Annotated in this window: 25 protein-coding genes; 8 read left to right on the forward strand and 17 right to left on the reverse strand. The window is 39.0% G+C overall.

Annotation, left to right across the window (positions count from 1 at the left end):
• Positions 1–20: 20 nt before the first annotated feature.
• From ssb to K3T81_RS16810, 6 genes are all read right to left on the reverse strand, one after another.
• Positions 21–521: a single-stranded DNA-binding protein gene (gene ssb / locus K3T81_RS16785; RefSeq protein WP_106898423.1), complete on the reverse strand. Its 501-nt coding sequence runs from the start codon at positions 519–521 to the stop codon at positions 21–23.
• A 15-nt stretch (positions 522–536) separates the two neighbouring features.
• Positions 537–827 (reverse strand): 30S ribosomal protein S6, encoded by a 291-nt coding sequence (gene rpsF, locus K3T81_RS16790; protein ID WP_036578087.1) that lies wholly within the window; start codon positions 825–827, stop codon positions 537–539.
• 172 nt (positions 828–999) lie between these two features.
• The gene (gene ychF / locus K3T81_RS16795; protein ID WP_106898424.1) at positions 1,000–2,100 is read right to left on the reverse strand and encodes a redox-regulated ATPase YchF; all 1,101 of its coding nucleotides are present in this window, start codon (positions 2,098–2,100) and stop codon (positions 1,000–1,002) included.
• Between the two features lie 250 nt (positions 2,101–2,350).
• Positions 2,351–2,548 carry a DUF951 domain-containing protein gene (locus tag K3T81_RS16800; RefSeq protein WP_161464219.1) on the reverse strand — a complete coding sequence of 66 codons (198 nt, stop codon included), beginning with the start codon at positions 2,546–2,548 and terminating at the stop codon, positions 2,351–2,353.
• Between the two features lie 48 nt (positions 2,549–2,596).
• Positions 2,597–3,496: a mechanosensitive ion channel family protein gene (locus K3T81_RS16805; protein WP_238021122.1), complete on the reverse strand. Its 900-nt coding sequence runs from the start codon at positions 3,494–3,496 to the stop codon at positions 2,597–2,599.
• Between the two features lie 34 nt (positions 3,497–3,530).
• Positions 3,531–4,541, reverse strand: a complete 1,011-nt coding sequence (locus K3T81_RS16810) for a YkvI family membrane protein (protein ID WP_106898427.1) — start codon at positions 4,539–4,541, stop codon at positions 3,531–3,533.
• 86 nt (positions 4,542–4,627) lie between these two features.
• Between K3T81_RS16810 and yyaC the strand changes: the two genes are divergently transcribed.
• Positions 4,628–5,260: a spore protease YyaC gene (gene yyaC, locus K3T81_RS16815; protein ID WP_106898428.1), complete on the forward strand. Its 633-nt coding sequence runs from the start codon at positions 4,628–4,630 to the stop codon at positions 5,258–5,260.
• A gap of 63 nt (positions 5,261–5,323) precedes the next feature.
• On the opposite strand, the gene K3T81_RS16820 is transcribed toward yyaC, so the two are convergent.
• From K3T81_RS16820 to rpmH, 11 genes are all read right to left on the reverse strand, one after another.
• On the reverse strand, positions 5,324–6,028 hold the full coding sequence (locus K3T81_RS16820; protein WP_106898429.1) for a DUF554 domain-containing protein: 705 nt from the start codon (positions 6,026–6,028) through the stop codon (positions 5,324–5,326).
• 143 nt (positions 6,029–6,171) lie between these two features.
• Positions 6,172–7,011 (reverse strand): ParB/RepB/Spo0J family partition protein, encoded by an 840-nt coding sequence (locus K3T81_RS16825; protein WP_238021123.1) that lies wholly within the window; start codon positions 7,009–7,011, stop codon positions 6,172–6,174.
• Entirely contained in the window at positions 6,992–7,765 is a 774-nt protein-coding gene (locus tag K3T81_RS16830; RefSeq protein ID WP_036578103.1) for a ParA family protein, read from the reverse strand. The genes K3T81_RS16825 and K3T81_RS16830 overlap by 20 nt, the downstream gene beginning before the upstream one ends.
• Before the next feature lie 354 nt (positions 7,766–8,119).
• The gene (gene noc, locus K3T81_RS16835) at positions 8,120–9,001 is read right to left on the reverse strand and encodes a nucleoid occlusion protein (protein ID WP_238021131.1); all 882 of its coding nucleotides are present in this window, start codon (positions 8,999–9,001) and stop codon (positions 8,120–8,122) included.
• A gap of 479 nt (positions 9,002–9,480) precedes the next feature.
• Positions 9,481–10,197: a 16S rRNA (guanine(527)-N(7))-methyltransferase RsmG gene (gene rsmG / locus K3T81_RS16840; protein ID WP_106898431.1), complete on the reverse strand. Its 717-nt coding sequence runs from the start codon at positions 10,195–10,197 to the stop codon at positions 9,481–9,483.
• Between the two features lie 113 nt (positions 10,198–10,310).
• Positions 10,311–12,197 carry a tRNA uridine-5-carboxymethylaminomethyl(34) synthesis enzyme MnmG gene (gene mnmG, locus K3T81_RS16845; RefSeq protein ID WP_238021124.1) on the reverse strand — a complete coding sequence of 629 codons (1,887 nt, stop codon included), beginning with the start codon at positions 12,195–12,197 and terminating at the stop codon, positions 10,311–10,313.
• 149 nt (positions 12,198–12,346) lie between these two features.
• The gene (gene mnmE / locus K3T81_RS16850; protein WP_238021125.1) at positions 12,347–13,723 is read right to left on the reverse strand and encodes a tRNA uridine-5-carboxymethylaminomethyl(34) synthesis GTPase MnmE; all 1,377 of its coding nucleotides are present in this window, start codon (positions 13,721–13,723) and stop codon (positions 12,347–12,349) included.
• A gap of 434 nt (positions 13,724–14,157) precedes the next feature.
• The gene (jag, locus tag K3T81_RS16855; RefSeq protein ID WP_106898434.1) at positions 14,158–14,772 is read right to left on the reverse strand and encodes an RNA-binding cell elongation regulator Jag/EloR; all 615 of its coding nucleotides are present in this window, start codon (positions 14,770–14,772) and stop codon (positions 14,158–14,160) included.
• The gene (gene spoIIIJ / locus K3T81_RS16860) at positions 14,769–15,536 is read right to left on the reverse strand and encodes a YidC family membrane integrase SpoIIIJ (RefSeq protein ID WP_106898435.1); all 768 of its coding nucleotides are present in this window, start codon (positions 15,534–15,536) and stop codon (positions 14,769–14,771) included. The genes jag and spoIIIJ overlap by 4 nt, the downstream gene beginning before the upstream one ends.
• A 109-nt stretch (positions 15,537–15,645) precedes the next feature.
• Complete coding sequence (gene rnpA / locus K3T81_RS16865; protein WP_036578112.1) at positions 15,646–15,987, reverse strand: ribonuclease P protein component; 342 nt, start codon at positions 15,985–15,987, stop codon at positions 15,646–15,648.
• A gap of 256 nt (positions 15,988–16,243) precedes the next feature.
• Complete coding sequence (gene rpmH, locus K3T81_RS16870) at positions 16,244–16,378, reverse strand: 50S ribosomal protein L34 (protein WP_019377820.1); 135 nt, start codon at positions 16,376–16,378, stop codon at positions 16,244–16,246.
• 867 nt (positions 16,379–17,245) lie between these two features.
• Here rpmH and dnaA point away from each other — a divergent pair.
• The 7 genes from dnaA (at position 17,246) to gyrA (ending at position 26,921) form a co-directional block, all read left to right on the forward strand.
• Positions 17,246–18,592, forward strand: coding sequence for a chromosomal replication initiator protein DnaA (dnaA, locus tag K3T81_RS16875; RefSeq protein ID WP_106898436.1), 1,347 nt, complete (start codon positions 17,246–17,248; stop codon positions 18,590–18,592).
• 242 nt (positions 18,593–18,834) lie between these two features.
• A complete protein-coding gene (gene dnaN / locus K3T81_RS16880; RefSeq protein ID WP_106895327.1) occupies positions 18,835–19,971 on the forward strand; it encodes a DNA polymerase III subunit beta in 1,137 nt (378 codons plus the stop codon).
• Between the two features lie 676 nt (positions 19,972–20,647).
• Entirely contained in the window at positions 20,648–20,866 is a 219-nt protein-coding gene (gene yaaA / locus K3T81_RS16885; protein WP_058950132.1) for a S4 domain-containing protein YaaA, read from the forward strand.
• A 61-nt stretch (positions 20,867–20,927) separates the two neighbouring features.
• Positions 20,928–22,040, forward strand: coding sequence for a DNA replication/repair protein RecF (recF, locus tag K3T81_RS16890; RefSeq protein ID WP_036578121.1), 1,113 nt, complete (start codon positions 20,928–20,930; stop codon positions 22,038–22,040).
• 17 nt (positions 22,041–22,057) lie between these two features.
• Positions 22,058–22,363: an extracellular matrix regulator RemB gene (gene remB, locus K3T81_RS16895; RefSeq protein ID WP_106895328.1), complete on the forward strand. Its 306-nt coding sequence runs from the start codon at positions 22,058–22,060 to the stop codon at positions 22,361–22,363.
• Positions 22,364–22,416: 53 nt separating this feature from the next.
• The gene (gene gyrB / locus K3T81_RS16900; RefSeq protein ID WP_161464321.1) at positions 22,417–24,342 is read left to right on the forward strand and encodes a DNA topoisomerase (ATP-hydrolyzing) subunit B; all 1,926 of its coding nucleotides are present in this window, start codon (positions 22,417–22,419) and stop codon (positions 24,340–24,342) included.
• 71 nt (positions 24,343–24,413) lie between these two features.
• A complete protein-coding gene (gyrA, locus tag K3T81_RS16905) occupies positions 24,414–26,921 on the forward strand; it encodes a DNA gyrase subunit A (RefSeq protein ID WP_106895330.1) in 2,508 nt (835 codons plus the stop codon).
• Positions 26,922–26,951 lie beyond the last annotated feature (30 nt).

The raw sequence follows: 26,951 nt of genomic DNA on the forward strand, positions 1-26,951 counted from the left end.
TGATAACCCTCCTTTTTATATTAGAATGGTAAATCATCGTCTGATATATCAATAGGCTCCCCATTATTTCGGAATGGGTCGTCCTGATTTTGGTTCTGGTTTTGGTTCTGATTCTGATTCTGATTCTGATTAGGCTGATACTGATTTTGGTTTCTATCTTGTTGGAAACCTCCTGAGTTGTCCTGCCCTCTACCCTGGGCTCCTTTAGATTCAAGGAATTGAACGCTGTCTGCAACAATTTCTGTTACAAATACCGTTTTTCCATCCTGGCTTTCAAATGTACGTGTTTGAACACGACCATCCACACCAATCAGGCTTCCTTTTTTCATAAAGTTTGCAAGGTTTTCAGCAGGTCTTCTCCAGACCACACAGTTAATGAAATCAGCTTCACGGTTTCCCTGCTGATTAGAAAAAGGACGATTAACTGCAATAGTAAAATTAGCTACGGCCACTCCGTTGGGTGTATAACGTAAATCGGGATCCTTCGTTAACCTGCCAACTAGTACGACACGATTTAACATCAGAACCACTCCCTATTATTTATCTTCTTCTCGAATTGCAATATGACGAATAATGTCATCAGAGAATTTAGCAAGGCGATCAAATTCATTTACTGCATTTTCATCACCGCTGAAATTAATGATTACATAATATCCATCACGATAGTCTTTGATTTCATAAGCAAGACGTTTCTTGCCTTTTTCATCAACTTTTTCAATCTCCGCGCCATTATCAGTTAGAATACCATTAAAGCGCTCAATTAGAGCTGTTTGAGCATCCTCTTCAATATCTGGGCGGATGATATACATGATTTCGTATTTTCTCATCCGTTACACCTCCTTTTGGTCTTAGCGGCCCTTATTTTTTGTCAGGCAAGATGCCATTCTCACTAAGGGCAAGGAGTAATCGTAATAATAATTACTCACAATAGTGTATTATACCAAATCTTTATTGAAATAACAAGGTTTCGAGAGATCCTTTTTTCGTTATACTTTTTAATTACACATTGAAACGGAAATGAATGACATCGCCGTCCTTAACGATGTATTCCTTACCTTCCAAACGTACTTTACCATTTTCTCTTGCTTGTCCCATCGTACCTGCATCTACCAAATCCCCATAAGACACCGTTTCAGCACGAATAAACCCTCTTTCAAAGTCTGTATGAATGATACCTGCAGCTTGTGGTGCTTTCATGCCTTCACGGAATGTCCAAGCTCGAACCTCCTGCTCTCCAGCAGTAAAATACGTAGCTAGTCCTAATAGATGGTAAGAAGCTTTAATAAGCTTATCCAGTCCAGACTCCGTAATGTTGAGATCTTCGAGGAACATTTCCTTCTCTTCCTGATCAAGCTCCGAAATTTCTTCTTCTATCTTCGCACAAATGACAATAACCTCTGCATTTTCTGCAGCTGCAAATTCTCTTACCTTTTGTACGTTTTCATTGCCGTCAGGATCTGCAACCTCTTCTTCACTAACATTTGCCACATATAAAGTCGGCTTTGCTGTTAGTAAGTGAAGGCCTTTTACTATTTTCCATTGATCTTCCGAGAAGTCCAATGCTCGAGCAGGCTTTTCTTCCTCTAGGCCAGCTTTTAGCTTCACAAGGATTTCCTGCTCTGCCACAGCTTCCTTATCTTTTTGTCTTGCCAGTTTCTCTACACGTTGAGACCGTTTGTTGACGGTTTCTAAGTCAGCCAAAATTAGCTCCAAATTAATGATTTCGATATCATCAATTGGATCTATTTTTCCGGAAACATGTGTAATATTTTCGTCTTGGAAACAGCGGACGACCTGACAAATCGCATCCACCTGGCGTATATGGGATAAGAATTGGTTTCCTAGTCCCTCTCCTTTACTTGCACCTTTTACAATTCCTGCGATATCAGTGAATTCAAATGCAGTGGGTACGGTTTTCTTCGGTTTTACTAATTCTGTTAATTTATCTAAGCGCTCGTCGGGTACTTCCACAATACCTACATTGGGATCAATCGTTGCAAACGGATAGTTCGCAGCTTCTGCTCCCGCTTGCGTTATTGCATTAAATAATGTTGATTTTCCGACATTCGGAAGACCGACGATTCCTGCTGTTAAAGCCATACAACCTTCACTCCTTAAGGATTTCCATTCACATGAACGTGGTAGTCCTCCTAATTATAGATAGTAGACAATCAATTGACAAGCTAGCAAAAAACAAAAATAGGCATTTTAAAATGCCTATTTTTGTTTTTAACCTTATTTTTTTATCTAACACTATCTTTTTCTACTCTCATGATACCATTTTTCGAGGAGAATCGTCCATTTTACACATATTTAAAGTTTTCGATCCTTTCGCAAGCATCTGTTCAGATTACGATTCTGCTTTTTCCAAAACCTTTTTCATTTTCTTTGAAAAATCTCTTCGTGGAATCATCACACTATGATCACATCCAAGGCACTTAATTCGAATGTCCATTCCCATCCGAATTATTTTCCAGCGATTCTCTCCACACGGATGAGGCTTCTTCATTTGCACAACATCATGTAAGTTAAAATCTTTCTCCGCCATTCCCTTTTCTCCTTTATTTAAAGTTAATAGCTCTATTATATAGGGAAATTACTCACCGCGCTCGCGATTTTTATCTAGTAATTTTTCTTTATCATTTCCAGAGTACATTACAATACGCGGCGCAGGGATTTCGATTCCTGCATTGTACAATTGGTTTTGAATTTCTTTTCGAATATTTCGTTCACCGGCCCATTGGAAACCAGGAAGTGTATCAGCAATGATGCGGATCGTAAAGTGTGATACATCTAAATTTTGTACGCCAATGATTTCTGGAACCCCAACAATAAAGTCGTACTTATCTGGTAGTGTAGCGACAATATTGTTGATCGCATTTTCAGCATCATTTACATTGCTTTCATAGGGAATATTAACGTCTACAATAGAAAGACCATTATGAATAGAGTAGTTTATAACCTGTGTGACATTGCCATTTGGTAACACGTGCAACTCACCAGTCCAGCTCAGCACCTTTGTAGTACGTAGTCCAATTTCTTCTACCGTTCCTTCAATTCCGGCTACTCCAACATAGTCCCCTACTGAGAATTGATCCTCAAAAATAATAAAGAACCCGGAAATGATATCACGCACAAGGTTTTGCGCACCAAACCCGATAGCCAGTCCAGCAACACCAGCTCCAGCCAGTAATGGCCCAACTTTAAATCCTAGAACATTGTCCAGAATCATAAGAATGGCAACAAAATAGACAACATAGGCTACCACATTCTTTATTAATTTTTTTAATGTAGCTTCTCGCCTTTCTGTTATACGAATTGGCCCCTTTTCTCTTTTTTTAAAGAGCCGGTCCACTAGGTTTCTCGTAACCCGGACGATAATTAATGCTAGGACAATAATCAAAATAATTCTTAAAACGCCCTCCCCGATACTAAGCCATAGGCCAGGGCCTGTCAGATAATCCCAAGATTCTTGTAACCTCTCTCCAATATTCACTACTTCTCCTCCTCGTCATGTTGCTATGTTTTTTCTACGTTTGTTTATACCATAAAGGAAATAGCAGCAGTCTAGTTAACACATATAAATTCAATATCCCATAGATGGGGTACAAATAACTAACCAGTGTACTAAATCCTAATGCCGTTAATGGAATCATTGTAACCAAGGTAACCACGACAATCAACCATAATGGTTTGTTTACATAACTTTGAATTCTAGTCACAATGCCTAGAATACCAGAAGCTGCGGTTGTAAAAATCGCAAACCATAATAAGATACTTATGAAAATAATCATTTGCACGGGGTAATGCTGTAGAATGGCAAATAACGGAATCTCGTAAAGGAGTAGCTCGTCTGCAATTTGGATAAGACTATTGTTATAGATATAGGAAATGATTCCTAACAGAAAACCACTCCCAATACAGGCTACCCATATTTCTTTTTTTGATTTCACTTTATTCCCAACTGCCCCAAGTACGGCGATTAATGGTAGGATGTTTAATGCTGTGAATGGAAAAGCTGCTGTCCAATTACGTTGTTCACGCCAGTGGGAGAACAGCTCGAGTTCTTGATCGATCGTAAATAATAGTAAAACGTACACCAAACCGCCTAACAAAGGTGGGAGAATGAATTGATTTATAGAAAGCAGTCCATTTATATCCTTCATAAACAGTGCTATCAACGCCATTAACATAATACCTATACCCCACCAGTAGGGGAAATTAAACGCTTGTCCTGTAGCACCGCTCCCAGCAATCATAACGACCGTTGTAGTAAATAGATATAGAAATATCATGACATCGTAAATCCCCGTCATCCTCTTGCCGACGATAATACGTAACACTGGCAAATAATGCACCGATTGCTTTTTAAAACTCAGACTCATGATCACCCCACATGAAAGGGAAAAAAACATAGCAAACAATAGAATAGCAAGTCCACTTTCATGGCCAAAAAATTGCCATAGCTCTCTCCCTGAGGCATATCCTGCCCCGATTGTCGTCCCAATAATTAAAAACATCCACTTTATCCCTGCTCGCATGTTTTGTCCCCCATATATCCATATTGTATGTATAGATTTCTGAAATTTTCCGTATACTATACCAATATGTATTTGGAGGATAAGCTATGAATCTAAAAAGTCGTATCACCCCTACTAAAGAAAACTTTCGTATGCACCACACAGACCCCGAGCTATTTCATGTCATGAGCGAAAAGATAATTTCATGGCTGCCGGCTATACCAAGAGATTATGTCCTCGTATGTATTGGTACCGACCGCTCAACAGGTGATTCCCTGGGTCCATTAATTGGTACCCTCTTTACCGAAACTAAACCAAAGCATATGTCTGTATATGGAACCCTTCACGAACCAGTTCATGCTACAAATCTCCACGATTATATTGAACTTATAAACAAGCGACATATTAACCCTTTTATTATCGCCATAGATGCCTGTCTCGGGAAAAATTCTTCCATAGGTCACATTATATCCGGGACTGGTCCTATTAAGCCAGGAGCGGCCTTAAACAAGCCCTTACCAGATATCGGGGATGTGCATCTTACTGGAGTGGTAAATATAAGTGGATTCATGGAGCATTCCGTCCTTCAAAATACGAGACTCTCGATTGTAATGGATATGGCAACCAGAATCACGGGTGTATTGGATCAAATTGATCAACGCATGACATATAATCAGCCTAAGCCCTCTGTCGTACTGCGATTTAGTGAACAAATGAAGACAACTGCACCGCCATCCTAGGTGTTGAATAAAATTTAAGAACAAATAGAAAAACAACGAGTATTCACCCGTTGTTTTTCATATTTATATAAGATAATAAATAGAGTAGATAACACCCACTGTTAGAATGGAAGGAAGTAGGTTCCCAATTCTGATTTGAGTTAACTTCAAAAGATTTAAACCAATTGCTACGATTAGTAATCCACCGACTGCCGTTAATTCAACAATAAGTCCATTAAGGAAGGCTTCTGGAAGCCAGTTTTCTATTTGTGTTGCGAGTAAGGCGATTGCTCCTTGATAAATAACTACAGGGATTGCAGATAGGATCACACCAAATCCCAGTGTTGTCGTGAGCACGAGTGCAACAAACCCATCCAGTATACCCTTTGTTATAAGCACTTCATGGTCTCCACGTATGCCGCTATCTAATGCACCGAGTATGGACATAGCACCAATCACAAAAATCAAAGAAGCCGTAACAAAGCCTTGTGCCACACTAAAATTGTCGTTCTTTGTCGTAAATTTGCTTCCTATCCAATTACCTAGGCGGTTTAGGCCTTCTTCTAACCTCAGAAGTTCGCCAATAATTGCCCCCGTTAACAGACTTAATAACACGATAATAATGACTTCTGTTGTGAATGCCATTTGTAAACCAATGAGCAAAACTGCCAATCCAATCCCATGCATGACTGTCTCTTTATAACGCTCTGGGATTTTGGTGAAGAATAAACCTAATATGCTTCCAATAATAATAAGTGCGCCATTTACTAGTGTCCCGTATAATACCATTGCTACCTCTCCAGTATGTAAAAAGTCTCTCTTAAAGAATTGTTCCACGTGAAACAATGTGTCCAAGAAAAGCTAAGAAATGCTTGTAGTTAGTGTACTTAATAGCAAAAGACTGACGATAAACACCGCCAGTCTTTTTTAGATCAATCCTCTAACACTTCAATGATTCGCTGTAAGTCATCGTCTGTATAAAACTCAATTTCGATTTTACCTTTTTTCTTTCCGCGCTGGATTGTTACTGCTGTACCAAATCGATCACGTAAAAAGGATTCTCTCTCCTCGAGAAATACGTCCTTTTTAGGTTTTTCCACATCTTTTTTAACTGGGTTTTCGTTCAGTTGTATAATTAGCTGTTCGACTTGCCTCACGTTTAATTTTTCTTTACGGACTTTATTCACGAGCGGGATTACCTTTGTTTTATCCTTTAAACCTAATAATGCTCTCCCATGACCCATGGAAACTTCCCCGTTATTAATATAAGCGATAATTTGCTCTGGCAAGGAAAGAAGTCGAACAATGTTTGCAATATGTGATCTACTCTTCCCAAGTCTTTTTGCCAATTCTTCCTGGGTAATTTTTAGCTCGGTCATTAAATTTGTATAGGCGTGTGCTTCCTCTATCGGTGTTAGATCTTCCCTTTGGAGATTTTCCAACAGAGCTAGTTCCATCATTCTGTCATCAGATAGTTCTTTGATGACTACAGGAACAGTTTCCAGACCTGCCTCTTTTGCAGCACGGAATCTTCTCTCCCCTACTACAATTTCATATCCTTTAATACTTTTTCGAACTATTAGTGGCTGTATAATGCCATATTCTAAAATTGACTCTTTAAGTTCTTCAATTGCGTCTGCATGAAATGTCTTCCTAGGTTGATAAGGATTTGGCCTACACTCCGAAATAGCTATTTCTTCTATTTTTTCATCTGGCTTTTCCTCAATCTCAGGAAAGAAAGCATTTATACCTTTACCTAACCCTCTCGCCATTGGCCACCACTTCCTTCGCTAATTCAAGATATACTTCTGCACCTCGAGACTTAGGATCATACGTTATAATGGGTTGTCCATGACTTGGCGCCTCTCCCAACCTTACATTTCTCGGTATGATAGATTGATAGACTTTGTCTTGGAAGTATTTTTTTACTTCGTCAATTACTTGGATACCTAGATTTGTACGAGCATCCAGCATAGTCAGAAGAACCCCTTCAATCATAAGGTGTTTATTCAAATGCTTCTGAACAAGACGAATAGTATTTAATAGTTGGCTTAGGCCTTCCAACGCGTAATATTCACATTGTACTGGGATTAACACTGAATCAGATGAAGTTAGTGCATTTAGTGTTAATAGACCTAATGAAGGTGGACAGTCGATAAGTATGTAATCATACTCTTCTTTTAGACTCTCCAGGGATTTTTTCAACCTAATTTCCCGCGAAATAGTCGGAACAAGCTCAATTTCTGCTCCGGCAAGCTGGATGGTTGCAGGTATTATATCTAAGTTGTTTACGTTTGTGGGAATGCAAACTTCTTCAGCCGGCATGTCTTCTACTAGCACATTATAAATACAATGCTTAACATCTGCCTTATTCACGCCTACCCCACTAGTTGCGTTCCCTTGAGGATCTGTATCGACAAGTAACACTTTATTACCTAAATGGGCGAGGCAAGCACTCAAATTAACGGATGAAGTTGTTTTCCCTACGCCACCTTTTTGATTTGCGATGGAGATAATTTTTCCCATGTTGACACCTACCTAACGATATACATTTTATTTTATCACTAATTGCAATAAAAGGACGAGATAATTTTCACTTTTGTTAAGAATTTGTAATTACAGGAGAAATAAAGAGGAGAAATATCGATGAATTAGCCTATTAGTAGGCAATCTAGCAAAGGGATGGAATGTGTTATTAGAAAACCCGCATTCGCACGCCTCTTAGCGAATGTATACGTTTTTCATATACTTGGAACATTAAAATTCTAACTGCATCGTAATTGCTTCCTAGCTGAAATTTTATACTTTTTCCTAATGTGTGAGAAAAATACCCATCTCCTTTTAAGATGGGTATGGATTATTTAAGATAAAGTAGGAGAATTATTTCTGTTTCGGTATTTTAATTGTTATTTGATAATAGTCATCCATTTCCTGCTCGTCTGACTCCACTTCGACCCCAGTATCAGAAACCATGCTTAAGGACTGCCGAATAGTATTCATCGCAATTCGAATATCTTTGCTGAAGCCTTTTAGGGTTGCCTTCTTTTTAGGCGGGGCCTCTTTTGGATCATTGATCTTCGCGATCCGCTCTTCTGTCTGTTTTACATTTAATTCATTCTCAAGTATATCCTTAAGAATTTCGAGCTGCTTTACTGGATCTTTTAATTTAATTAATGCGCGTGCATGACGTTCGGTAATCATTTTATTTAGTAACGCTTCTTGAACCTCTTCCGGAAGCTTTAATAATCGAAGTTTATTGGCAATGGTTGATTGGTTTTTCCCCAACCGTTGTGCCAATGCTTCCTGTGTTAAAGAATGGAGCTCCAATAATTGGGCATATGCTTTTGCTTCCTCAATGACTGTTAATTCTTCACGTTGCAGGTTCTCTATTAATGCTACAGAAGCCGTTTCTGTATTTGTCATTTCTCGAACGATTGCAGAGACTTTCTCCCAGCCTAAAAACTGTACAGCGCGCCAGCGTCTCTCTCCTGCAATCAGTTCATACTTGCCTTCTTCATCTTCCATTTTACGCACAACAATCGGCTGGATCATACCATGTGTATTAATGGTTTGTGCGAGTTCTTTTATTTTCTCTTCCTTAAAAATAGTTCTTGGTTGATAACGATTGGGCTCAATATCACTTACTGGAAGCTGAATCACTTCATCCGGATGATAGGCTTCTACTTCTACCTCTACTTCTGTTTCAGAGTCAGAAGAAGGTTTTTCTCCCAAACCAAAAATTTTATTAAAAGGCTTTACCATCATCAGACACCACCTTTTGATTTACTAGTTTAAAGAAACGTGTTAGTCCTGGTAAGCGACTGCGTTCCTCAAATAATGATGATCTATGTATCAAATGTTTCACGTGAAACATTATTGTTTTCATGGCATGTAGCCCTACTATTAAATGCTAGCAAAGAAAAACACTTTATTCGACATGCCAAAATAAAGGATCCCTAGCACAATAAAGTGAACCTTCAATCAGTGGAGTTCTTTATTCTTCCCCCACTGATTGTTAGTTGAACGAATCGAGGTGTTAGCGTCCGTTACTCCCACTTTAACATGACGCTTTAACTTAATGTCTTGAAAGGGGGAGTCTTACGGACAGTTACACCGGAATAAATTTTAAATACGTTAAAATCAACGTCACGCAGACTCTACTTCTATTTTACCATAATAAAGCAGAAGAAAGTAATTAATTGTAACTATATGACCCATATTACATAGAATTTTTTTAAAACTTATTCGATAGGTTCCTTATTGGGTGTACCAGGCTTTCTCGGATATTTCTTTGGTGTCTTTCGTACTTTATCTATTACAACTATTGAACGTTCACTATCTTCTTTGGGTAATGTAAATGAGAAGGTATCGGCTGTCTTTCCACCCAATAACTCTACCGCAGCTTTGCTTGTAGAAAGTTCTTCCTTAACCTGGGCTCCTTTCATCGCAATAAAGACGCCCCCTTTTTTAACTAGCGGCAAGCATAATTCACTGAGAACAGACATCCTTGCCACCGCTCTAGCCGTCACAATATCGAAACTCTCCCTGAAGTTGTTATTTTTACCAAAAGTTTCCGCTCTATCATGATAGAAGGCTACATCGCTAAGCCCGAGTTGTGCTGCTAAATGGTTAAGAAAACCTATCCGCTTTTGCAATGAATCTACGATCGTTACCTTTAACTCTGGGAAGCAAATTTTCAACGGAATACTTGGAAATCCCGCACCTGCCCCTATATCACAAATATGCAAAGGACCAATGAAGTCAAAATGAAACGCAGCAGAAATAGAATCATAAAAATGCTTCAAATAAACATCCTCTTCAGCTGTCAACGCTGTCAAATTTATCTTTTCATTCCATTCTGTTAAGGTTTGAAAGTAAGTGGCAAACTGCTCGAGCTGATATGCTGTTAGCTCAATCCCCTTTTCTTTCAATGCAGCAGCAAATTCTTCTGGATTCATAGTATGGAATCTCCTTTACGTTTTTACACTTTTAATATGTATTATAATGCGGGTAGATTGCATCTATCCCGCACCATATAACCTTTACTACTTTATTCTTCCACTTTTTTAAACTAGTTAGCCATCCTCGCAATATTACCTTGTTCGATATAAACAAGCAGGATCGAAACATCAGCCGGGTTAACACCAGAGATCCGTGACGCTTGCCCAACAGATAATGGACGGACCTTTTTAAGCTTCTCTTTCGCTTCTGTGGCAATTCCCCCTATTTCATCATAATCGATATCAACTGGAATTTTTTTATCTTCCATTTTAAGCATTCTAGCAACTTGTTCATAGGCTTTTTTAATATAACCTTCATACTTAATTTGGATGCCAACCTGTTCCTTCATTTCTTCTGAAAGTTCCGGATTAGGTTCTATCATTTGTTCAATAATGTCATAAGAAAGCTCCGGTCGCTTTAATAAATCGTACGCCTTTACTGCTTCTTTTAATGGGGTTGCTCCTGCTTCCTCCATCACCTGATTGATGGCTTCACTTGGTTTAATAATAAGCTTATTCAACCGTTTCTTGTCTTCCTCTACCAAACGCTTTTTATTAACAAATTTTTGGTAACGAGCATCCGTAATCAAGCCCAGCTCATTTGCTGTTTCTGACAAACGTAGATCAGCATTGTCATGACGAAGCAACAGACGATATTCCGCACGTGAGGTAAGCAGTCGATATGGCTCATTAGTTCCTTTTGTAACAAGATCATCAATGAGAACACCAATATAGGCTTGTGAACGATCTAAAATAACCGGATCTTTTCCAAGCACTTTTGCTGCTGCATTAATTCCTGCCATAATCCCTTGGGCAGCTGCTTCTTCATAACCAGAAGTACCGTTAATTTGGCCAGCTGTATAAAGCCCAGGAATTTTTTTCGTTTCTAATGTTGGCCATAACTGTGTTGGAACAACTGCATCATACTCAATGGCATAACCAGCACGCATAATTTCTGCGTTTTCCAACCCTTCTACACTTCGCACCATGTCATGTTGGATCGATTCAGGAAGTGAGGTTGATAATCCTTGAACATAAACCTCTTCTGTATCTCTTCCTTCTGGCTCCAAAAAGATTTGGTGACGTGGTTTATCATTAAAACGCACAATTTTATCTTCAATAGATGGGCAATATCTCGGTCCTGTACCACGTTTCATTCCCGAATACATGGCAGATAAGGAAAGATTCTCATTAATAATTTCATGTGTGAATTCATTTGTATAGGTCAACCAGCATGGAATTTGATCTGTAATATATTCAGTTGTTTCGTATGAAAAGCTTTGCGGCTTCTCATCCCCTGGTTGAATCTCCGTCTTCGAATAGTCAATGGTATGACTGTTCACTCGTGGTGGAGTCCCTGTTTTAAAACGAGTAAGCTCAAAGCCTAGCTCCTCAAGATGCTCTGAAAGTTTTACAGATACTCTTTGGTTATTTGGACCACTTTCGTATTCTAAATCTCCCATCAGCACTTTACCACGCATAAACGTACCTGTCGTAATAATAACTGTCTCGGCGCTATATGCAGCCTTTGATTCTGTTATTACTCCTTTACATACCCCATCCTCAACAATTAACTCATTTACCATACCTTGTCTGATTGTTAGGTTTTCTTCGTTTTCAATAATATTTTTCATTTCTTTTATATATAAAGGCTTATCAGCTTGTGCTCTTAACGCTTGAACAGCTGGACCTTTCCCTGTGTTCAGCATACGCATTTGGATATGCGTCTTATCAATTACCTTTGCCATCGCGCCACCAAGCGCATCTATTTCCCGGACAACAATTCCCTTAGCCGGCCCACCGATAGAGGGGTTACATGGCATAAAAGCAATCATATCCAAATTGAGTGTCAGCATTAAAGTTTTTGCACCCATACGTGCTGAAGCTAATCCTGCTTCTACACCAGCATGCCCTGCACCAATCACGATTACATCATAATGCCCAGCATCATATGTCATTGTTTTTCATCCTTCCTATTATTTAAAGTGTTGTTGGGACAATAATATTTACGCTAAAGAATAATCCGATGAATGACTTTTGAAAAACCGCTTCTCTACTATCATCCGTCTTTTAGCTAAAACTTTTTGTTCTGTCCCTACCTCATCGATTATTTTCCTAAACAAAATTGGGAGAACAATTGATCAATCAAGCTGTCACTAGCAGTATCACCAATAATCTCACCTAAAAATTCCCACGTTCGCGTTACATCAATTTGCACGATATCCAGTGGCATGTTCATTTCCAACCCTTGCATCGCTTCTTCCAATGCTTCTTTCGCCTGTTTCAATAGTTGGATATGACGTATGTTTGATACATAGGTTAAATCACCGGTATCAATCTCACCAGAGAAAAACGTGTCAGCAATGGCTTGTTCTAGCTTATCAATCCCTGCTTCTACCAATAAAGAGGTTGTCACAATCGGGTTTCCTTCTGCTAGCTCTTTTACTCTATCTAGATCTAAGTTTTGTTCTAAATCAGTTTTATTAATAATTACGATATATTCAAGTCCTTGAATTGCTTCAAAAAGCTTTTCATCTTCTTCGGACAGTACTTCGTTATGGTTTAAAACAAATAAGATAAGGTCAGATTCCTTTAAAACCTTGCGTGAACGCTCTACCCCTATCTTTTCTACTATATCTTCTGTTTCTCTTATCCCTGCAGTATCTACAAGACGCAAGGGAACCCCGCGAACATTTACATACTCTTCAATGATATCTCTAGTCGTGCCAGGTATTTCGGTTACAATGGCTTTGTTTTCTTGAACTAGTGCATTCATCAAGGAAGACTTGCCGACATTTGGCCGGCCAATAATCGCTGTAGCAAGCCCTTCACGTAATATCTTTCCTTGTTTGGCAACCTGTAAAAGATTATCAATTTCGCGATGCACTTCTTTTGTTTTATCACGCATCACTTCATTGGACATTTCCTCTACATCATCGTACTCCGGGTAGTCGATGTTTACCTCAACATGGGCTACTGTTTCGAGTAGATCCTGCCGCAGAGTTTGAATCAGCCCGGATAACCTTCCATCCATCTGCTTTAAGGCAACAGACATCGCTTTGTCTGTCTTTGCTCTGATCAAGTCCATTACTGCCTCTGCTTGAGAAAGGTCAATCCTTCCATGCAAAAAGGCGCGCTTTGTAAACTCTCCGGGTTCAGCCAGTCTTGCACCCTTACTCAAAATAATTTCCAACACACGGTTTACGGCGACCATTCCACCATGACAGTTGATTTCCACGACATCTTCCCGTGTAAATGTCTTTGGCCCACGCATTAAGGTAACCATAACTTCCTCGGCAACCTCTTGGGTTTGTGGATCAAGGATTTTGCCATAGTGAATCGTATGAGAATCAGCTTCGCTTAAGCTTTTTCCTTTAAAAATTTGTTCGGTAATGGAGATTGCCTCAGGACCGCTTAGCCTGACGATGGCAATCGCTCCTTCGCCAATAGGTGTGGATATTGCTGTAATTGTATCTGTCTCCACTACATTTCACCTCCAGAAACGTGTTCTTTATCTATATTAATAACGAATTATATTTTTATCGCCACTAACTTAATAGAATACCACATCTTTACCCAAAAATAAAGTTATCCACAACAGTTTTTCACTTCTCTTTATTGTGTTTTTATCCACATGTGTATAGTTCCTGAAACTGAATCGCCGACTTTAAACCTCTATTTGTGGATAGTGGAGGTTCTATTACTACGCTCACCAAAGATTGAACTTGCTAGACTGGTACAGTTTTACACTTTTATAACGCAAAAAATCCGTTTGGTTTCACTTGAAAACCAAACGGATTTTAGTTTCATTCAACTTATACGTTATGTCGTTCTGAGAAAACATTTCGCTTTCCCGTCGGAGTCGCCATGTATTCTCTACACTTAGATTAAAACATAGAAACTTAAATTGTTTTTCAATTATGGCTTGATGACGATGTGTCGGTGTGGCTCGACTCCATCTGAATAGGTGTTGATGTTTTTATTGGATTGCAGGGCACTATGAATAATTTTGCGTTCGAATGAAGGCATTGGCTCTAGTGCAACTTTTTTGTTTAACCGAACAGCTTTATCAGCCATTTTTGCAGCAAGAGACTCTAGTGTGTCTTTCCTGCGTTGGCGATACCCTTCTGCGTCAAGGGAGACGGTGTAAAACTGCTTTCCATCTTTATTTATTGCAAGGTGTAGCAAATATTGCATCGCATTTAGTGTTTGACCACGTTTCCCAATCAATACAGCAATATTATCACCGCTCAGCTCAAAATTAACATGGTTCCCCACCACGTCCATCTTGATTTCTGCTTCTACATTCATATTTGCAATCACTTGGCTAAGATATACTTGTGTTTCTTCCACTTTGTTCTTTGCTAACGTCACTTTTACAAAAGCACGTTTGGAACCAAATAGACCAAGCAAGCCCTTCTTACCCTCGTCTATTATATCAATTTCAACCTGATCCTTTGTGGTGTTCAACTGCTCTAATGCTGACTGGACCGCTTCCTCAACTGTTTGTCCACTCGCAGTTATTTCTCTCACTTTTTGTCTCCTCCAACTACTTGTTTCATCATTGGTTTACGGATAAAAATAGTTTGTATAACCATAAAGATATTCCCTACAACCCAGTATAGTGCTAGTGCTGCTGGGAAGAAAATTGCAAATACAGCAATCATGATCGGCATAACATATAGCATAACTGCCATTTGCGGATTGTTTGCTGCCGGACTACCAGCCATCATAAGCTTTTGTTGAATAAAGGTTGCCCCACCTGCAATTAACGGTAATAAGAAAATTGGATCTGGTGAACCTAGTTCAAACCATAAAAAGCTATGTGTACTAATCTCTTCAGTTCGCATGATAGCATGATACATCGCAATTAAAATCGGCATTTGAATAAAAATAGGTAAACAACCAGCTAGCGGATTTACACCATGCTTTTGGAACAGCGCCATTGTTTCCTGTTGCAGTTTTTGTTGCGTATTTGCATCCTTGGAACTGTACTTTTTCTGAATTTCTTTTAATTCCGGTTGAACATCCTGCATCGCTTTCGAGCTTTTTAATTGCTTAACGTTTAACGGTACTAGGATTAACCGGGCTAAAATGGTCACAATTACAATGGAAAGACCATAGTTTTCGTTGAATAACTCGGCAAAATAAATAATAACCTTGGATAATGGATACACGAAGTAAGTATTCCAAAATCCTTCACTTTCTGGTGTGATTGGTTCGTTAACCTGTGTACAACCAGAAAGGATTGCCAGCAACAAAATCAGTGTTACAAGCAGAAAATACTTTTTACGCAAATTGTTTCCTCCTAACTATATGAAAAGCGCAAACGCTTAACATAAGCCTTATACAGATTGTCCTATATAAATTTTACCTTAAAACCATATAGCTTTCTATATAATAACGTTATTTTTTTAGTAGTCGCTCTTTATAAAGTAAATGATTGAGACTTTTTTTAATTTCTTCATACGACATTTTTTTCGTTTGTTGTCTTGCAATGATCACAATATCATGGGGATATTTTATCCGGTCATCCATCTCCTGGAAAGCCTGTCGTAAATAGCGTTTAATGCGATTTCTGGTGACCGCATTTCCAATTTTCTTTCCTACTGAAAGACCTACACGATAATGTTCTTGACCTTTTTTCTCTATATAATAGATGACAAGCTGTCTATTTGCAAAAGACTTTCCATGCTTAAATGTTTGTTGAAATTCTTCGTTCTTTTTGATGCGGTACTCTTTTTTCATCATGATCACCTTTACTACTCTACATATACAGCTTGTCCTTCGTATTCTATGTAATGGTACCGGGATAAAACCCGATGTACCAGATTGTTGCTATGGCCTAAAGTCAGTTAGAAATACTCAAATTCGCCATCATGTAGCGAATTTGTAAGTACTCCCTCTACTTGGAATTTAATAATAAAAACGATAACGATTTACTTCTTAGCTAACCATTCATAAATTCCTAAGTGTGAAAAAAGACCACTGACTTTTCAGTGGCCTATGCAGACAATACTTTTCTTCCTTTACGACGACGACGAGCTAAAACTTTACGTCCGTTTTTAGTACTCATACGCGTACGAAAGCCATGTACTTTTTTGCGTTTACGGTTATTTGGTTGAAACGTTCTTTTCATTTATCATGCACCTCCCCAAGGGATGAAATATCCTGTTTAAAAGTCATATTCATAGACAGTCTTTGTAATTATAAATAATAACCAGCCCTTCTGTCAACTTCCTTTTTGTTATTGGCTGTTTTTTACAGAATTATACCCCTGGTCTGCTCACGTGTGGATAGAATATCACCTTTTTCTCTACCTACTTGGTGGTTAGCAGCCATACCATACCTCTACCAATAAAAAATTCTCTTCGACGAAAAATTATTACATTCCAAAATTCGGTTGATCAACTCCATGTCGACATACCTTTACTTCCACTAGACGATATTCTTCAAAATCGATGAATAAGTGAACAACTTTTCTAGAGAGGCTCATTTAAAAAAGAGTTTGCCTTATATTCTACTATCCACAATCTATTGTTCACTCTTTTATGACAAAAAAATACTATCCACAACACATATCGACAGGAAAATCACAAAATATAGTGGTGTGGATATTTATTATCTACAAGCAATGGACCTTGTGGATAAATGTCGAAAGAACATTGCATACCGCGACTTTTTTTGGTATTATAATTGTGTTTAACTTGTGTAAATCGATTTGAGGGATTTTAGTTATTCACAAACTGTGGATAACATGTGGATATTTATTAACACCATCGTTTATAATGTTATCCACAGAAATGTTAATAACGTTTATAAGCTTTTCAGATGTATTAGTGTACTGTACGCAACTGTCCACAAGTCCCATTTTTATATCGTTCATTACAGCATGCCTACTCAAGGTCAAATAAACCGCCTTTTATGAATGAATGCCTGTCCATCGTTATGATTGAGAGAGGCTTTTTCTGTCATGATATAAACCCAGGAAGGAGTGAATAACCGCTTGGAAAACATTGAAGAACTTTGGGTCGCAACCCTTGAAAAAATTGAAGAAAAAATTAGTAAGCCTAGCTTCGATACCTGGTTGAAAAACACAAAAGCTGAATTTCTTGAAGAAAATACACTCGTCATTTCAGCACCCAACGAATTTGCCAGAGACTGGCTTGAGAACCAATATACCGCACTCATATCTGATATTTTGCTAGACATCACAGGTTCTCGTTTGGCTACTAAATTCATTATTCCAGATTCTACACCGCCAATTGAAGATTCAGAGGTCGCACCCAAGCAAACTGCAGGTAATGAAGCAAATCACGAATCTCCAAGATCCATGCTGAATTCGAAATATACCTTTGATACCTTTGTCATAGGTGCAGGTAACAGATTCGCTCATGCTGCATCACTTGCTGTAGCAGAAGCTCCTGCAAAGGCCTATAATCCGCTATTCATTTATGGTGGCGTAGGATTGGGGAAAACCCATTTAATGCATGCGATCGGCCATTATGTACGTGAACACGACCCAAATGCGAAGGTTGTTTACTTATCTTCAGAGAAGTTTACGAATGAATTTATTAACGCAATTATGGATAATAAAACCGTGAACTTTCGCAACAAATATCGAAATGTCGATGTCCTATTAATAGATGATATTCAGTTTATTGCTGGAAAAGAATCGACACAGGAAGAATTTTTCCATACTTTTAATACGCTACACGAAGAAAGTAAGCAAATTATCATTTCCAGTGATCGGCCACCTAAAGAAATTCCAACACTGGAGGATCGTTTACGTTCCCGTTTTGAGTGGGGGTTAATTACAGATATTACGCCACCAGATCTGGAAACTCGTATTGCTATATTAACGAAAAAAGCAAAGGCTGAGGGGCTTGATATTCCGAATGAGGTAATGCTATACATTGCAAACCAAATTGACACGAACATTCGGGAATTAGAGGGCGCCTTAATTCGCGTTGTCGCCTATTCTTCATTAGTGAACAAGGATATAGACGCTTCGCTAGCTGCTGACGCTTTAAAGGATATTATCCCAAGCAGTAAACCGAAAATCATTAGTATACCGAGGATTCAAGAAGCAGTTGGCGAGAAATACAACATTCGCTTGGAGGATTTCATTGCAAAGAAGCGGACAAAGTCTATTGCATTTCCGCGACAAATTGCCATGTATCTATCTAGAGAAATGACAGACTCTTCTCTACCAAAAATCGGCGAAGAATTTGGAGGACGTGATCACACAACCGTTATTCATGCCCATGAAAAAATTGCACGTCTAATGGAAAACGATACGCAGCTAACACGTGAAATAGAAGAAATAAAAGAGACCTTAAAATCATTCTAAAGCCATCCTTTTTTAGGAAATTGAACGCGATTTTATCTTTTTTAAGAACTTTTGTCTAAATATGACCTGTGCACAGTGTGAATAGCCGTGCAAACTTGCAAACAGTTTATCCACATGTGAATAACTTTTGTGAATCTGGCTTTTCATCGCTTATCCACATACTCACAGGCCTTATTACTATTAATACTATATTTTTATAAAAAAAATAAATATAAAAGAACTTCCCTTAGGAGGATTTATTCATGAAATTTGTTATTCAACGGGATCAATTAATATCCAGTGTGCAGGATGTCATGAAGGCTATCTCATCCAGAACCGTTATTCCGATATTGACTGGAATGAAAATTGAAGCAAAAGAAAGTGGTATTACCTTAACTGGTAGTGATTCAGATATCTCTATTGAATCCTTTATCCCAGCTGAGGAAAATGGCAATGTAAATGTAGAACAAATTGAAGCAGGAAGTATTGTACTACAGGCAAAATATTTCCCTGATATTGTTCGTAAGCTCCCTGAAAAAACAGTGGAAATTGAATCAGATGAAAATTTAAAAGTAACGATTCGTTCTGGAAAAGCTGAATTTAATTTAAATGGTCAGGATGCAGAAGAATATCCACAGCTACCTAAATTACAAACGGATGACAGCTTTGAGTTGCCAATCGATCTCTTAAAAAGTTTAATAAAACAAACAGTGTTTGCTGTTTCAACAATGGAAACACGACCAATCCTAACAGGGGTAAATATTAAACTGGAGAATGGCAATCTTACTTTCACAGCAACAGACAGCCATCGCTTAGCTTCTAGAGAAATTCCTGTCAGTGAGGCGCCAGGTCAATTGCCAACTGTTGTGGTTCCAGGTAAGAGTCTGAATGAGTTAAATAAGATATTAGATGATACAGAAGAAACAGTAGAAATAAGTGTGACAAATAATCAAATTCTGTTCCGTACAAAAAATCTTAACTTCCTTTCAAGATTGCTTGATGGAAATTATCCGGAGACCTCCCGATTAATTCCAGAACAAAGCAAAACCGTTCTTCATGTAAAAACGAAGGAACTTTTAAGCACAATTGACCGTGCTTCACTTCTAGCAAAAGAAGAGCGGAATAATGTTGTTAGATTGAGCACAAAAGGGAATGGATTGATTGAAATCACAAGTAATTCTCCTGAAGTAGGAACAGTAGCAGAGGAAATTACCGTTCCTTCTATTAGCGGCGAGGAATTGAAGATCTCTTTCAGCTCCAAATATATGATTGATGCATTAAAGGCAATTGAATACGAAGAAGTGAAAGTAGAATTCACTGGCGCAATGCGACCATTTATTATCCGTCCTGCCAACGATGACCCGATCCTACAATTAATTCTACCTGTTAGAACGTATTAATAAGCAGAATGTGAGCTTAGAGGCTGGGACAAAATTATATTATTGCCGTTTAAACACGAATAATACTTTTTAGCGTCGCTTGGCAGAACACTTCGCTTTCCACGGGCACGGCCTCAGCCTCCTCGTGGAAAAGGCACCACTGTGGGGTCTTCGGACTCGCGCTATTCCCGTTGGAGTCTCCGCATTCTGCCTACGCTAAAACAAGAAAACCCGAACTAGGCAAACCTTTATACAAGGAGTTGCATGATAGTTCGGGTTTTCAATTGCTTAGAGAACTTTTGTCCCAACCTCTTTCCTACGGTTAGTCAAGTATAAATTGTAATAATGGTTTTGTTTTTTTACTCGAGCATTTTTATGCAAAGGAAATAAATCTGAGCTATTAGCTCTTTATTTTGTTTTGGACAGCACCTATATAACAGGTTGATGGCTTTTTAAAAGCAATTTTAAGCCTATACAGGCATTTATTATGCAAATATGGGGTCATACCTTTCCATAATGACAAATCTTTAGTAAAATAGGTATACATGACGTTTACAGGTTTAAACTAATGATATCCACACAAAGAAACTGCATTTGCTCATTTTTAGTGAATGTATGTGTTTCTATGTTTTATACTGTCCTGAAATCTTTTGGCAGTCTTAACGTTTTTCTAAAAAGTAGGAAACTTGGTGATAACATGCATGAAGAAATTGAAATTAGCACGGAATATATTGCACTAGGTCAATTTATTAAGCTTGCCAATGTATTGGAATCTGGTGGGATGGTAAAGGCTTTTCTGCAAGATGAGGGTGTATTAGTAAATAACGAACGGGAGCATCGTCGTGGTCGCAAGCTATATGCAGGGGATATTGTTGAATTAGAAGGCATTGGATCCTACAAAGTGATAAAAGCTTGAGACACATGAAATATCTCCTAGCAAACGCTTCTGATCTGAATCGAAAAAAAGAGGATTGGTCATGCACATAGAACAGCTTAAATTACGGAATTTCCGCAATTATGACGGACTGGAAATGGAATTTAACAATAAAATAAATGTCATCATCGGGGAAAATGCACAGGGCAAAACCAACCTGATGGAGGCAATCTATTTACTTGCCTTTACTAAATCACACCGAACTCCCAGAGAGAAAGAATTGATTCAATGGGAAAAAGAGTATGCTAAAATAGAAGGTAGGATAACAAAAAGAAATCAAACCTTTCCGTTGGAGATTGTTCTTTCGGCAAAAGGTAAGAAAGCGAAGCTGAACCGGCTAGAACAAAAGCGGCTAAGTGACTATATCGGGGCGCTTAATGTTGTGATGTTTGCACCAGAGGATCTAACGTTGGTTAAAGGTGCACCACAAATACGCAGGCGTTTTATTGATATGGAGCTTGGGCAGATTCAGCCACGTTATATCTATCATCTAGGGCAATATCAAAAAATATTAAAACAACGAAATCATCTGTTGAAACAATTGCAGCGTGGCAAAAGCCAAGATCATACCATGTTGCAAGTCATCACAGATCAGCTTGTAGAACATGCCGCGACCTTATTGGAAAGACGGTTTGTTTTTTTGGAATTATTAAGGAAATGGGCTAGTCCGATCCATCATGGTATCAGCCGTGAGCTGGAAAGGCTTGAAATAAAGTATTCTCCCACTATTGAAGTATCAGAAGATGATAATAAGGAGAAAATAGAGAGTATCTACTTAAATAAATTTCAACAAATACAAGAAAAAGAGATTGAACGTGGCACAAGTTTAATTGGTCCGCATCGTGATGATCTCCTCTTTTATGTGAACGGTAAGGACGTCCAGACCTATGGATCGCAAGGGCAGCAACGTACAACTGCCCTGTCGGTGAAACTGGCAGAAATTGAACTCATCTACAATGAAGTTGGGGAATATCCAATTCTTCTACTTGATGATGTGTTGAGTGAACTGGATGATTACCGACAATCACACCTACTTCATACCATCCAAGGCAAGGTGCAAACCTTTGTATCTACTACGAGTGTTGATGGAATAAATCATGAAACCCTGAATAAAGCGGAATTATTCCGTGTCCGTAATGGTGAAGTGGAAAAATAGAATGAGGGGGAGATAACATGTTTATTCATATCGGAAATGATAATGTCATCCGTTCTCAGGATGTGGTTGCAATCATTGACTATAATTTAATCTCATCATCTACCATCATGGAGGAAATGATGAAGAACGCTGGCAAAGAAAAGAAAGTAGTAGGTCCAACGGTTGATGCAAAATCAGTCATGATCACAAAGGAAATCATCTACTATAGCACGCTTTCTGTCTCAACATTAAAGAAACGCGCTAGTATGATCTCCACCATCAGTAAGCTAGATGATTTCTCAGATGAGATAAAGGAAGAAGAAACAGAATCAGAAGAAGCGTAGCATACTGTTTTTTATTCGAAACATTTTAAGTAACAGGAAATGGAAGTGAGAGCATGGCAATGGAAGACAATATGACGAATACTCAATCCGAATATGGTGCAGATCAGATTCAGGTACTAGAAGGACTTGAAGCAGTACGAAAAAGACCTGGCATGTATATTGGATCAACGAGCGAGAAAGGCTTACACCATCTTGTATGGGAAATTGTTGATAACAGTATCGATGAAGCATTAGCTGGATATTGTGACAGAATCGATGTAACAATTGAAAAAGATAACAGTATTACCGTAAGCGATAATGGCCGTGGTATTCCAGTAGGCATACAAAAGAAAACTGGTCGGCCAGCATTAGAAGTTATCATGACCGTACTCCACGCTGGAGGAAAATTTGGCGGTGGCGGCTACAAGGTTTCTGGTGGACTGCATGGTGTAGGTGCCTCTGTAGTTAACGCCCTGTCAACAAAATTGGAAGTCCATGTTCACTTGGATAATAAAATTCATTACTTAGGCTTTAAAAAGGGAGTTCCACAGGGAGAAATTGAGGTCGTAGGCGAAACGGACGTAACAGGAACGACTACCCATTTTGTTCCAGACCCTGAAATCTTTGATACAATCGAATACGATTATGATACGTTGACACAGCGCTTGCGTGAGTTGGCATTCTTAAATAAAGGAATTACCATCACCGTAGAAGATAAACGTACGGATGAAGAACCTGTCAGCTATTTCTACGAGGGTGGGATAAAGTCCTATGTGGAATTTATCAACCGCACGAAAGAAGTCTTGCATGAGCCATTCTATGCAGAGGGAGAAGATCAAGGAATCTCTGTAGAAGTTGCAATTCAGTATAACGAAGGTTTTGCAAGCAGCTTGTACTCGTTTGCTAATAACATTCACACCTACGAAGGTGGTAGTCACGAATCTGGTTTCCGAACAGGTCTTACCAGAGTGATTAATGATTATGCGAGAAAAAACAATTTATACCGAGAAAACGATCCAAACCTATCTGGTGATGATGTACGGGAAGGAATGACCGCCATCGTCTCTGTCAAACACCCTGACCCACAATTTGAGGGACAGACAAAAACAAAGCTTGGTAACAGTGAAGCACGTACCATTACAGACTCTGTTTTCAGTGAAATGTTCTCCAAGTTCCTTTATGAAAACCCGTCTGTCGCAAAAATCATTGTTGATAAAGGGCTTATGGCTTCACGTGCCCGTTTAGCTGCGAAAAAAGCTAGAGAGCTGACTAGAAGAAAAAGTGCGCTGGAGATTTCGAATCTACCAGGTAAGCTTGCCGACTGTTCCTCTAAGGATGCAAAAATAAGTGAACTTTATATCGTAGAGGGTGACTCTGCTGGTGGTTCAGCCAAGTCTGGTCGTGACCGTCATTTTCAAGCGATCTTGCCACTACGCGGTAAAATTCTCAATGTTGAGAAAGCCCGACTTGATAAAATTTTGTCCAATAATGAAGTTCGTGCCATGATTACTGCCCTTGGTACAGGTATCGGTGAAGATTTCGATATTACGAAGGCCCGCTATCATAAAGTCATTATCATGACAGATGCCGATGTCGATGGTGCACATATACGTACTTTACTATTAACCTTTTTCTATCGTTATATGCGTCCATTAATCGAATATGGCTATATTTATATCGCACAGCCACCTTTATATCAAATCAAGCAAGGGAAAGCTGTTCATTATGTTTATAACGAAAAAGCATTAGATAAATTGCTTAAAGAGCTTCCACAATTACCTAAGCCAGGGATTCAGCGTTATAAAGGGCTAGGAGAAATGAATGCTACCCAACTTTGGGATACGACGATGGATCCAGATACTCGTACACTCCTCCAGGTTGACCTAGCAGATGCCATCGAAGCAGATCAAGTATTTGATATGCTCATGGGAGACAAAGTGGAACCAAGAAGGAACTTTATTGAAGAGAATGCACAATATGTTAAAAATCTTGATGTTTAATTCATATCAATTTATGTAATATTTGAGGCAAATCACTATTCTTTTGATGAATAGTGATAGGAGGTATAAGAATGGCAGAGGAAAAACGTTCAAACGTTCAGGAAATAAATATTAGCAATGAGATGCGCACATCCTTCCTTGACTACGCAATGAGTGTTATCGTATCACGTGCATTGCCAGATGTACGGGATGGCATGAAACCAGTGCATCGCAGAATTTTATATGCAATGAATGATCTGGGAATGCACTCAGATAAAGCATACAAAAAGTCTGCCCGTATCGTTGGGGAAGTTATTGGGAAATACCATCCACATGGTGATTCAGCCGTTTATGAAACAATGGTCCGGATGGCACAAGACTTCAGCTATCGCTATATGCTAGTTGATGGCCACGGGAACTTCGGTTCAGTTGATGGTGATTCAGCAGCAGCAATGCGTTATACAGAAGCAAGAATGTCCAAAATATCCATGGAGCTTCTCCGTGATATAAATAAAGACACAATTGATTACACAGATAACTATGATGGCTCTGAACGGGAGCCGGTCGTTTTTCCAGCTCGATTTCCTAATTTAATTGTGAACGGAACTTCTGGAATTGCAGTAGGAATGGCAACGAATATTCCTCCACATAACCTAGGAGAAACGATTGACGCCGTGCTTGCGATTAGTAAAGACCCGGATATCACCATCAATGAATTGATGGAAGATTATATCCATGGACCTGATTTCCCAACAGCGGGCCAGATTCTAGGGAAAAGCGGGATACGAAAAGCTTATGAAACAGGCAAAGGATCAATTACCGTCAGAGCAAAAGCGAACATTGAAGAGCATGCAAACGGCAAGGCGACGATCATCGTCACAGAGCTTCCGTATCAAGTCAATAAAGCAAAATTAATTGAGCGGATTGCAGAGCATGTGCGTGATAAGCGAATTGAAGGAATTACCGATTTGCGTGATGAATCAGATCGTAACGGTATGCGTATTGTGATGGAGCTACGTCGTGATGTCAATGCGAATGTCGTGTTAAATAACTTATACAAACATACGGCTCTGCAAACAACGTTTGGTATTAATACATTGGCTCTTGTTGATGGTCAGCCTAAAGTGTTGACGATTAAACAATGCCTTGAATATTACCTTGAGCACCAGAAGGTAATTATTAAACGCCGGACTGCGTTTGAATTGCGTAAAGCAGAAGCAAGAGCACATATTTTAGAAGGATTGAGAATTGCGTTAGATCACTTGGATGAAGTGATCGCTCTTATCCGTAGTTCCAAAACAGCCGATATTGCTAGAGACGGTTTGATGGAACGCTTTAAACTTTCGGAAAAACAGTCACAGGCAATTCTAGATATGCGTTTGCAACGGTTAACTGGTCTAGAACGTGAGAAAATAGAAAATGAATATAAAGAACTTCTTGACCTAATTGAAGAATTAAAAGCTATTTTAGCCGACGAGGAAAAAGTTCTTGAGATTATTCGTGAAGAGCTAACAGAGGTAAAAGAACGCTTTAATGACGAACGCCGGACAGAGCTTGTTCTAGGTGGCGTTGACTTCTTTGAGGATGAGGACTTAATCCCAGAAGAAAATATTGTGATTACCTTAACCCATCAAGGTTATATTAAACGTTTGCCATCCTCTACGTACCGAACTCAAAAGCGCGGAGGCCGTGGTATTCAGGGTATGGGGACAAATGAAGATGATTTTGTAGAACATCTTGTTTCAACTTCTACGCATGATACCGTTCTATTCTTTACGAATAAAGGGAAGGTCTACAAGGCTAGAGGCTATGAAATACCTGAGTTCAGCAGAACAGCGAAGGGTATCCCAATCATTAATCTCTTGCAGATAGAAAAAGGCGAGTGGGTTAACGCTGTTATTTCAGTAAATGAATTTACTGACACAGACTACTTGTTCTTTACGACCAAGCACGGGATCTCCAAGCGAACAACGCTTTCGCAATTTGCTAACATCCGTAAAGGTGGATTAATTGCTGTAGGGCTTCGGGATGAAGATGAATTGATTTCAGTGCGTCTAACCGATGGTGCGAAAGATATGATGATTGCTACGAAAAACGGTTATCTCATTCGTTTCCCTGAAGATCAGATCCGATCTATGGGTAGAACAGCTGCCGGTGTGAAGGGTATTTCACTACGGGAAGATGATGAGGTTGTATCCATGGAAATCCTTCAGGAGGATTCCAAAATCTTGCATGTTACAAGCAAAGGTTATGGAAAACAGACTCCTGAGAAGGAGTATCGCGTAACAAACAGAGGCGGGAAAGGTATCTTTACATGTAACTTAACAGATAAAACGGGACATGTAGTAGCTGTAAAAGCTGTCTCTGGAGAAGAAGACCTCATGCTTATTACCGTAGCTGGCGTACTTATTCGAATTCCAGTTCGGGATATTTCAGAAACTGGCCGGAATACAATGGGCGTGCGTTTAATCAGGCTACAAGAAGAAGAGGAAGTAGCAACAGTAGCACGTGTTGACCAAGATGAAGACGAAGAAGAAATCGATGATGAAACAGAAGTTTCTGAAACAGAAGAGTCAACAGAAGAGAATACAGAGGAATAAAAAATTGCAGGAAGGGGCCTTGGCCCCTTC

Source organism: Oceanobacillus jordanicus, from assembly GCF_022095695.1.
Classification (GTDB): domain Bacteria; phylum Bacillota; class Bacilli; order Bacillales; family Amphibacillaceae; genus Oceanobacillus_B; species Oceanobacillus_B jordanicus.

What these genes read in the sequence shown, in the direction of transcription:
- rpmH (WP_019377820.1), bottom strand. Translation starts at nt 16,378, where the DNA reads ATGAAAAGAACGTTTCAACCAAATAACCGTAAACGCAAAAAAGTACAT.
- rnpA (WP_036578112.1), bottom strand. Translation starts at nt 15,987, where the DNA reads ATGAAAAAAGAGTACCGCATCAAAAAGAACGAAGAATTTCAACAAACA.
- dnaN (WP_106895327.1), top strand. Translation starts at nt 18,835, where the DNA reads ATGAAATTTGTTATTCAACGGGATCAATTAATATCCAGTGTGCAGGAT.
- recF (WP_036578121.1), top strand. Translation starts at nt 20,928, where the DNA reads ATGCACATAGAACAGCTTAAATTACGGAATTTCCGCAATTATGACGGA.
- K3T81_RS16825 (WP_238021123.1), bottom strand. Translation starts at nt 7,011, where the DNA reads ATGGCGAGAGGGTTAGGTAAAGGTATAAATGCTTTCTTTCCTGAGATT.
- ssb (WP_106898423.1), bottom strand. Translation starts at nt 521, where the DNA reads ATGTTAAATCGTGTCGTACTAGTTGGCAGGTTAACGAAGGATCCCGAT.
- rsmG (WP_106898431.1), bottom strand. Translation starts at nt 10,197, where the DNA reads ATGAATCCAGAAGAATTTGCTGCTGCATTGAAAGAAAAGGGGATTGAG.
- noc (WP_238021131.1), bottom strand. Translation starts at nt 9,001, where the DNA reads ATGGTAAAGCCTTTTAATAAAATTTTTGGTTTGGGAGAAAAACCTTCT.
- remB (WP_106895328.1), top strand. Translation starts at nt 22,058, where the DNA reads ATGTTTATTCATATCGGAAATGATAATGTCATCCGTTCTCAGGATGTG.
- K3T81_RS16810 (WP_106898427.1), bottom strand. Translation starts at nt 4,541, where the DNA reads ATGCGAGCAGGGATAAAGTGGATGTTTTTAATTATTGGGACGACAATC.
- rpsF (WP_036578087.1), bottom strand. Translation starts at nt 827, where the DNA reads ATGAGAAAATACGAAATCATGTATATCATCCGCCCAGATATTGAAGAG.
- K3T81_RS16830 (WP_036578103.1), bottom strand. Translation starts at nt 7,765, where the DNA reads ATGGGAAAAATTATCTCCATCGCAAATCAAAAAGGTGGCGTAGGGAAA.
- K3T81_RS16800 (WP_161464219.1), bottom strand. Translation starts at nt 2,548, where the DNA reads ATGGCGGAGAAAGATTTTAACTTACATGATGTTGTGCAAATGAAGAAG.
- mnmG (WP_238021124.1), bottom strand. Translation starts at nt 12,197, where the DNA reads ATGACATATGATGCTGGGCATTATGATGTAATCGTGATTGGTGCAGGG.
- ychF (WP_106898424.1), bottom strand. Translation starts at nt 2,100, where the DNA reads ATGGCTTTAACAGCAGGAATCGTCGGTCTTCCGAATGTCGGAAAATCA.
- gyrB (WP_161464321.1), top strand. Translation starts at nt 22,417, where the DNA reads ATGGCAATGGAAGACAATATGACGAATACTCAATCCGAATATGGTGCA.
- yaaA (WP_058950132.1), top strand. Translation starts at nt 20,648, where the DNA reads ATGCATGAAGAAATTGAAATTAGCACGGAATATATTGCACTAGGTCAA.
- yyaC (WP_106898428.1), top strand. Translation starts at nt 4,628, where the DNA reads ATGAATCTAAAAAGTCGTATCACCCCTACTAAAGAAAACTTTCGTATG.
- gyrA (WP_106895330.1), top strand. Translation starts at nt 24,414, where the DNA reads ATGGCAGAGGAAAAACGTTCAAACGTTCAGGAAATAAATATTAGCAAT.
- K3T81_RS16820 (WP_106898429.1), bottom strand. Translation starts at nt 6,028, where the DNA reads ATGGTATTATACGGGACACTAGTAAATGGCGCACTTATTATTATTGGA.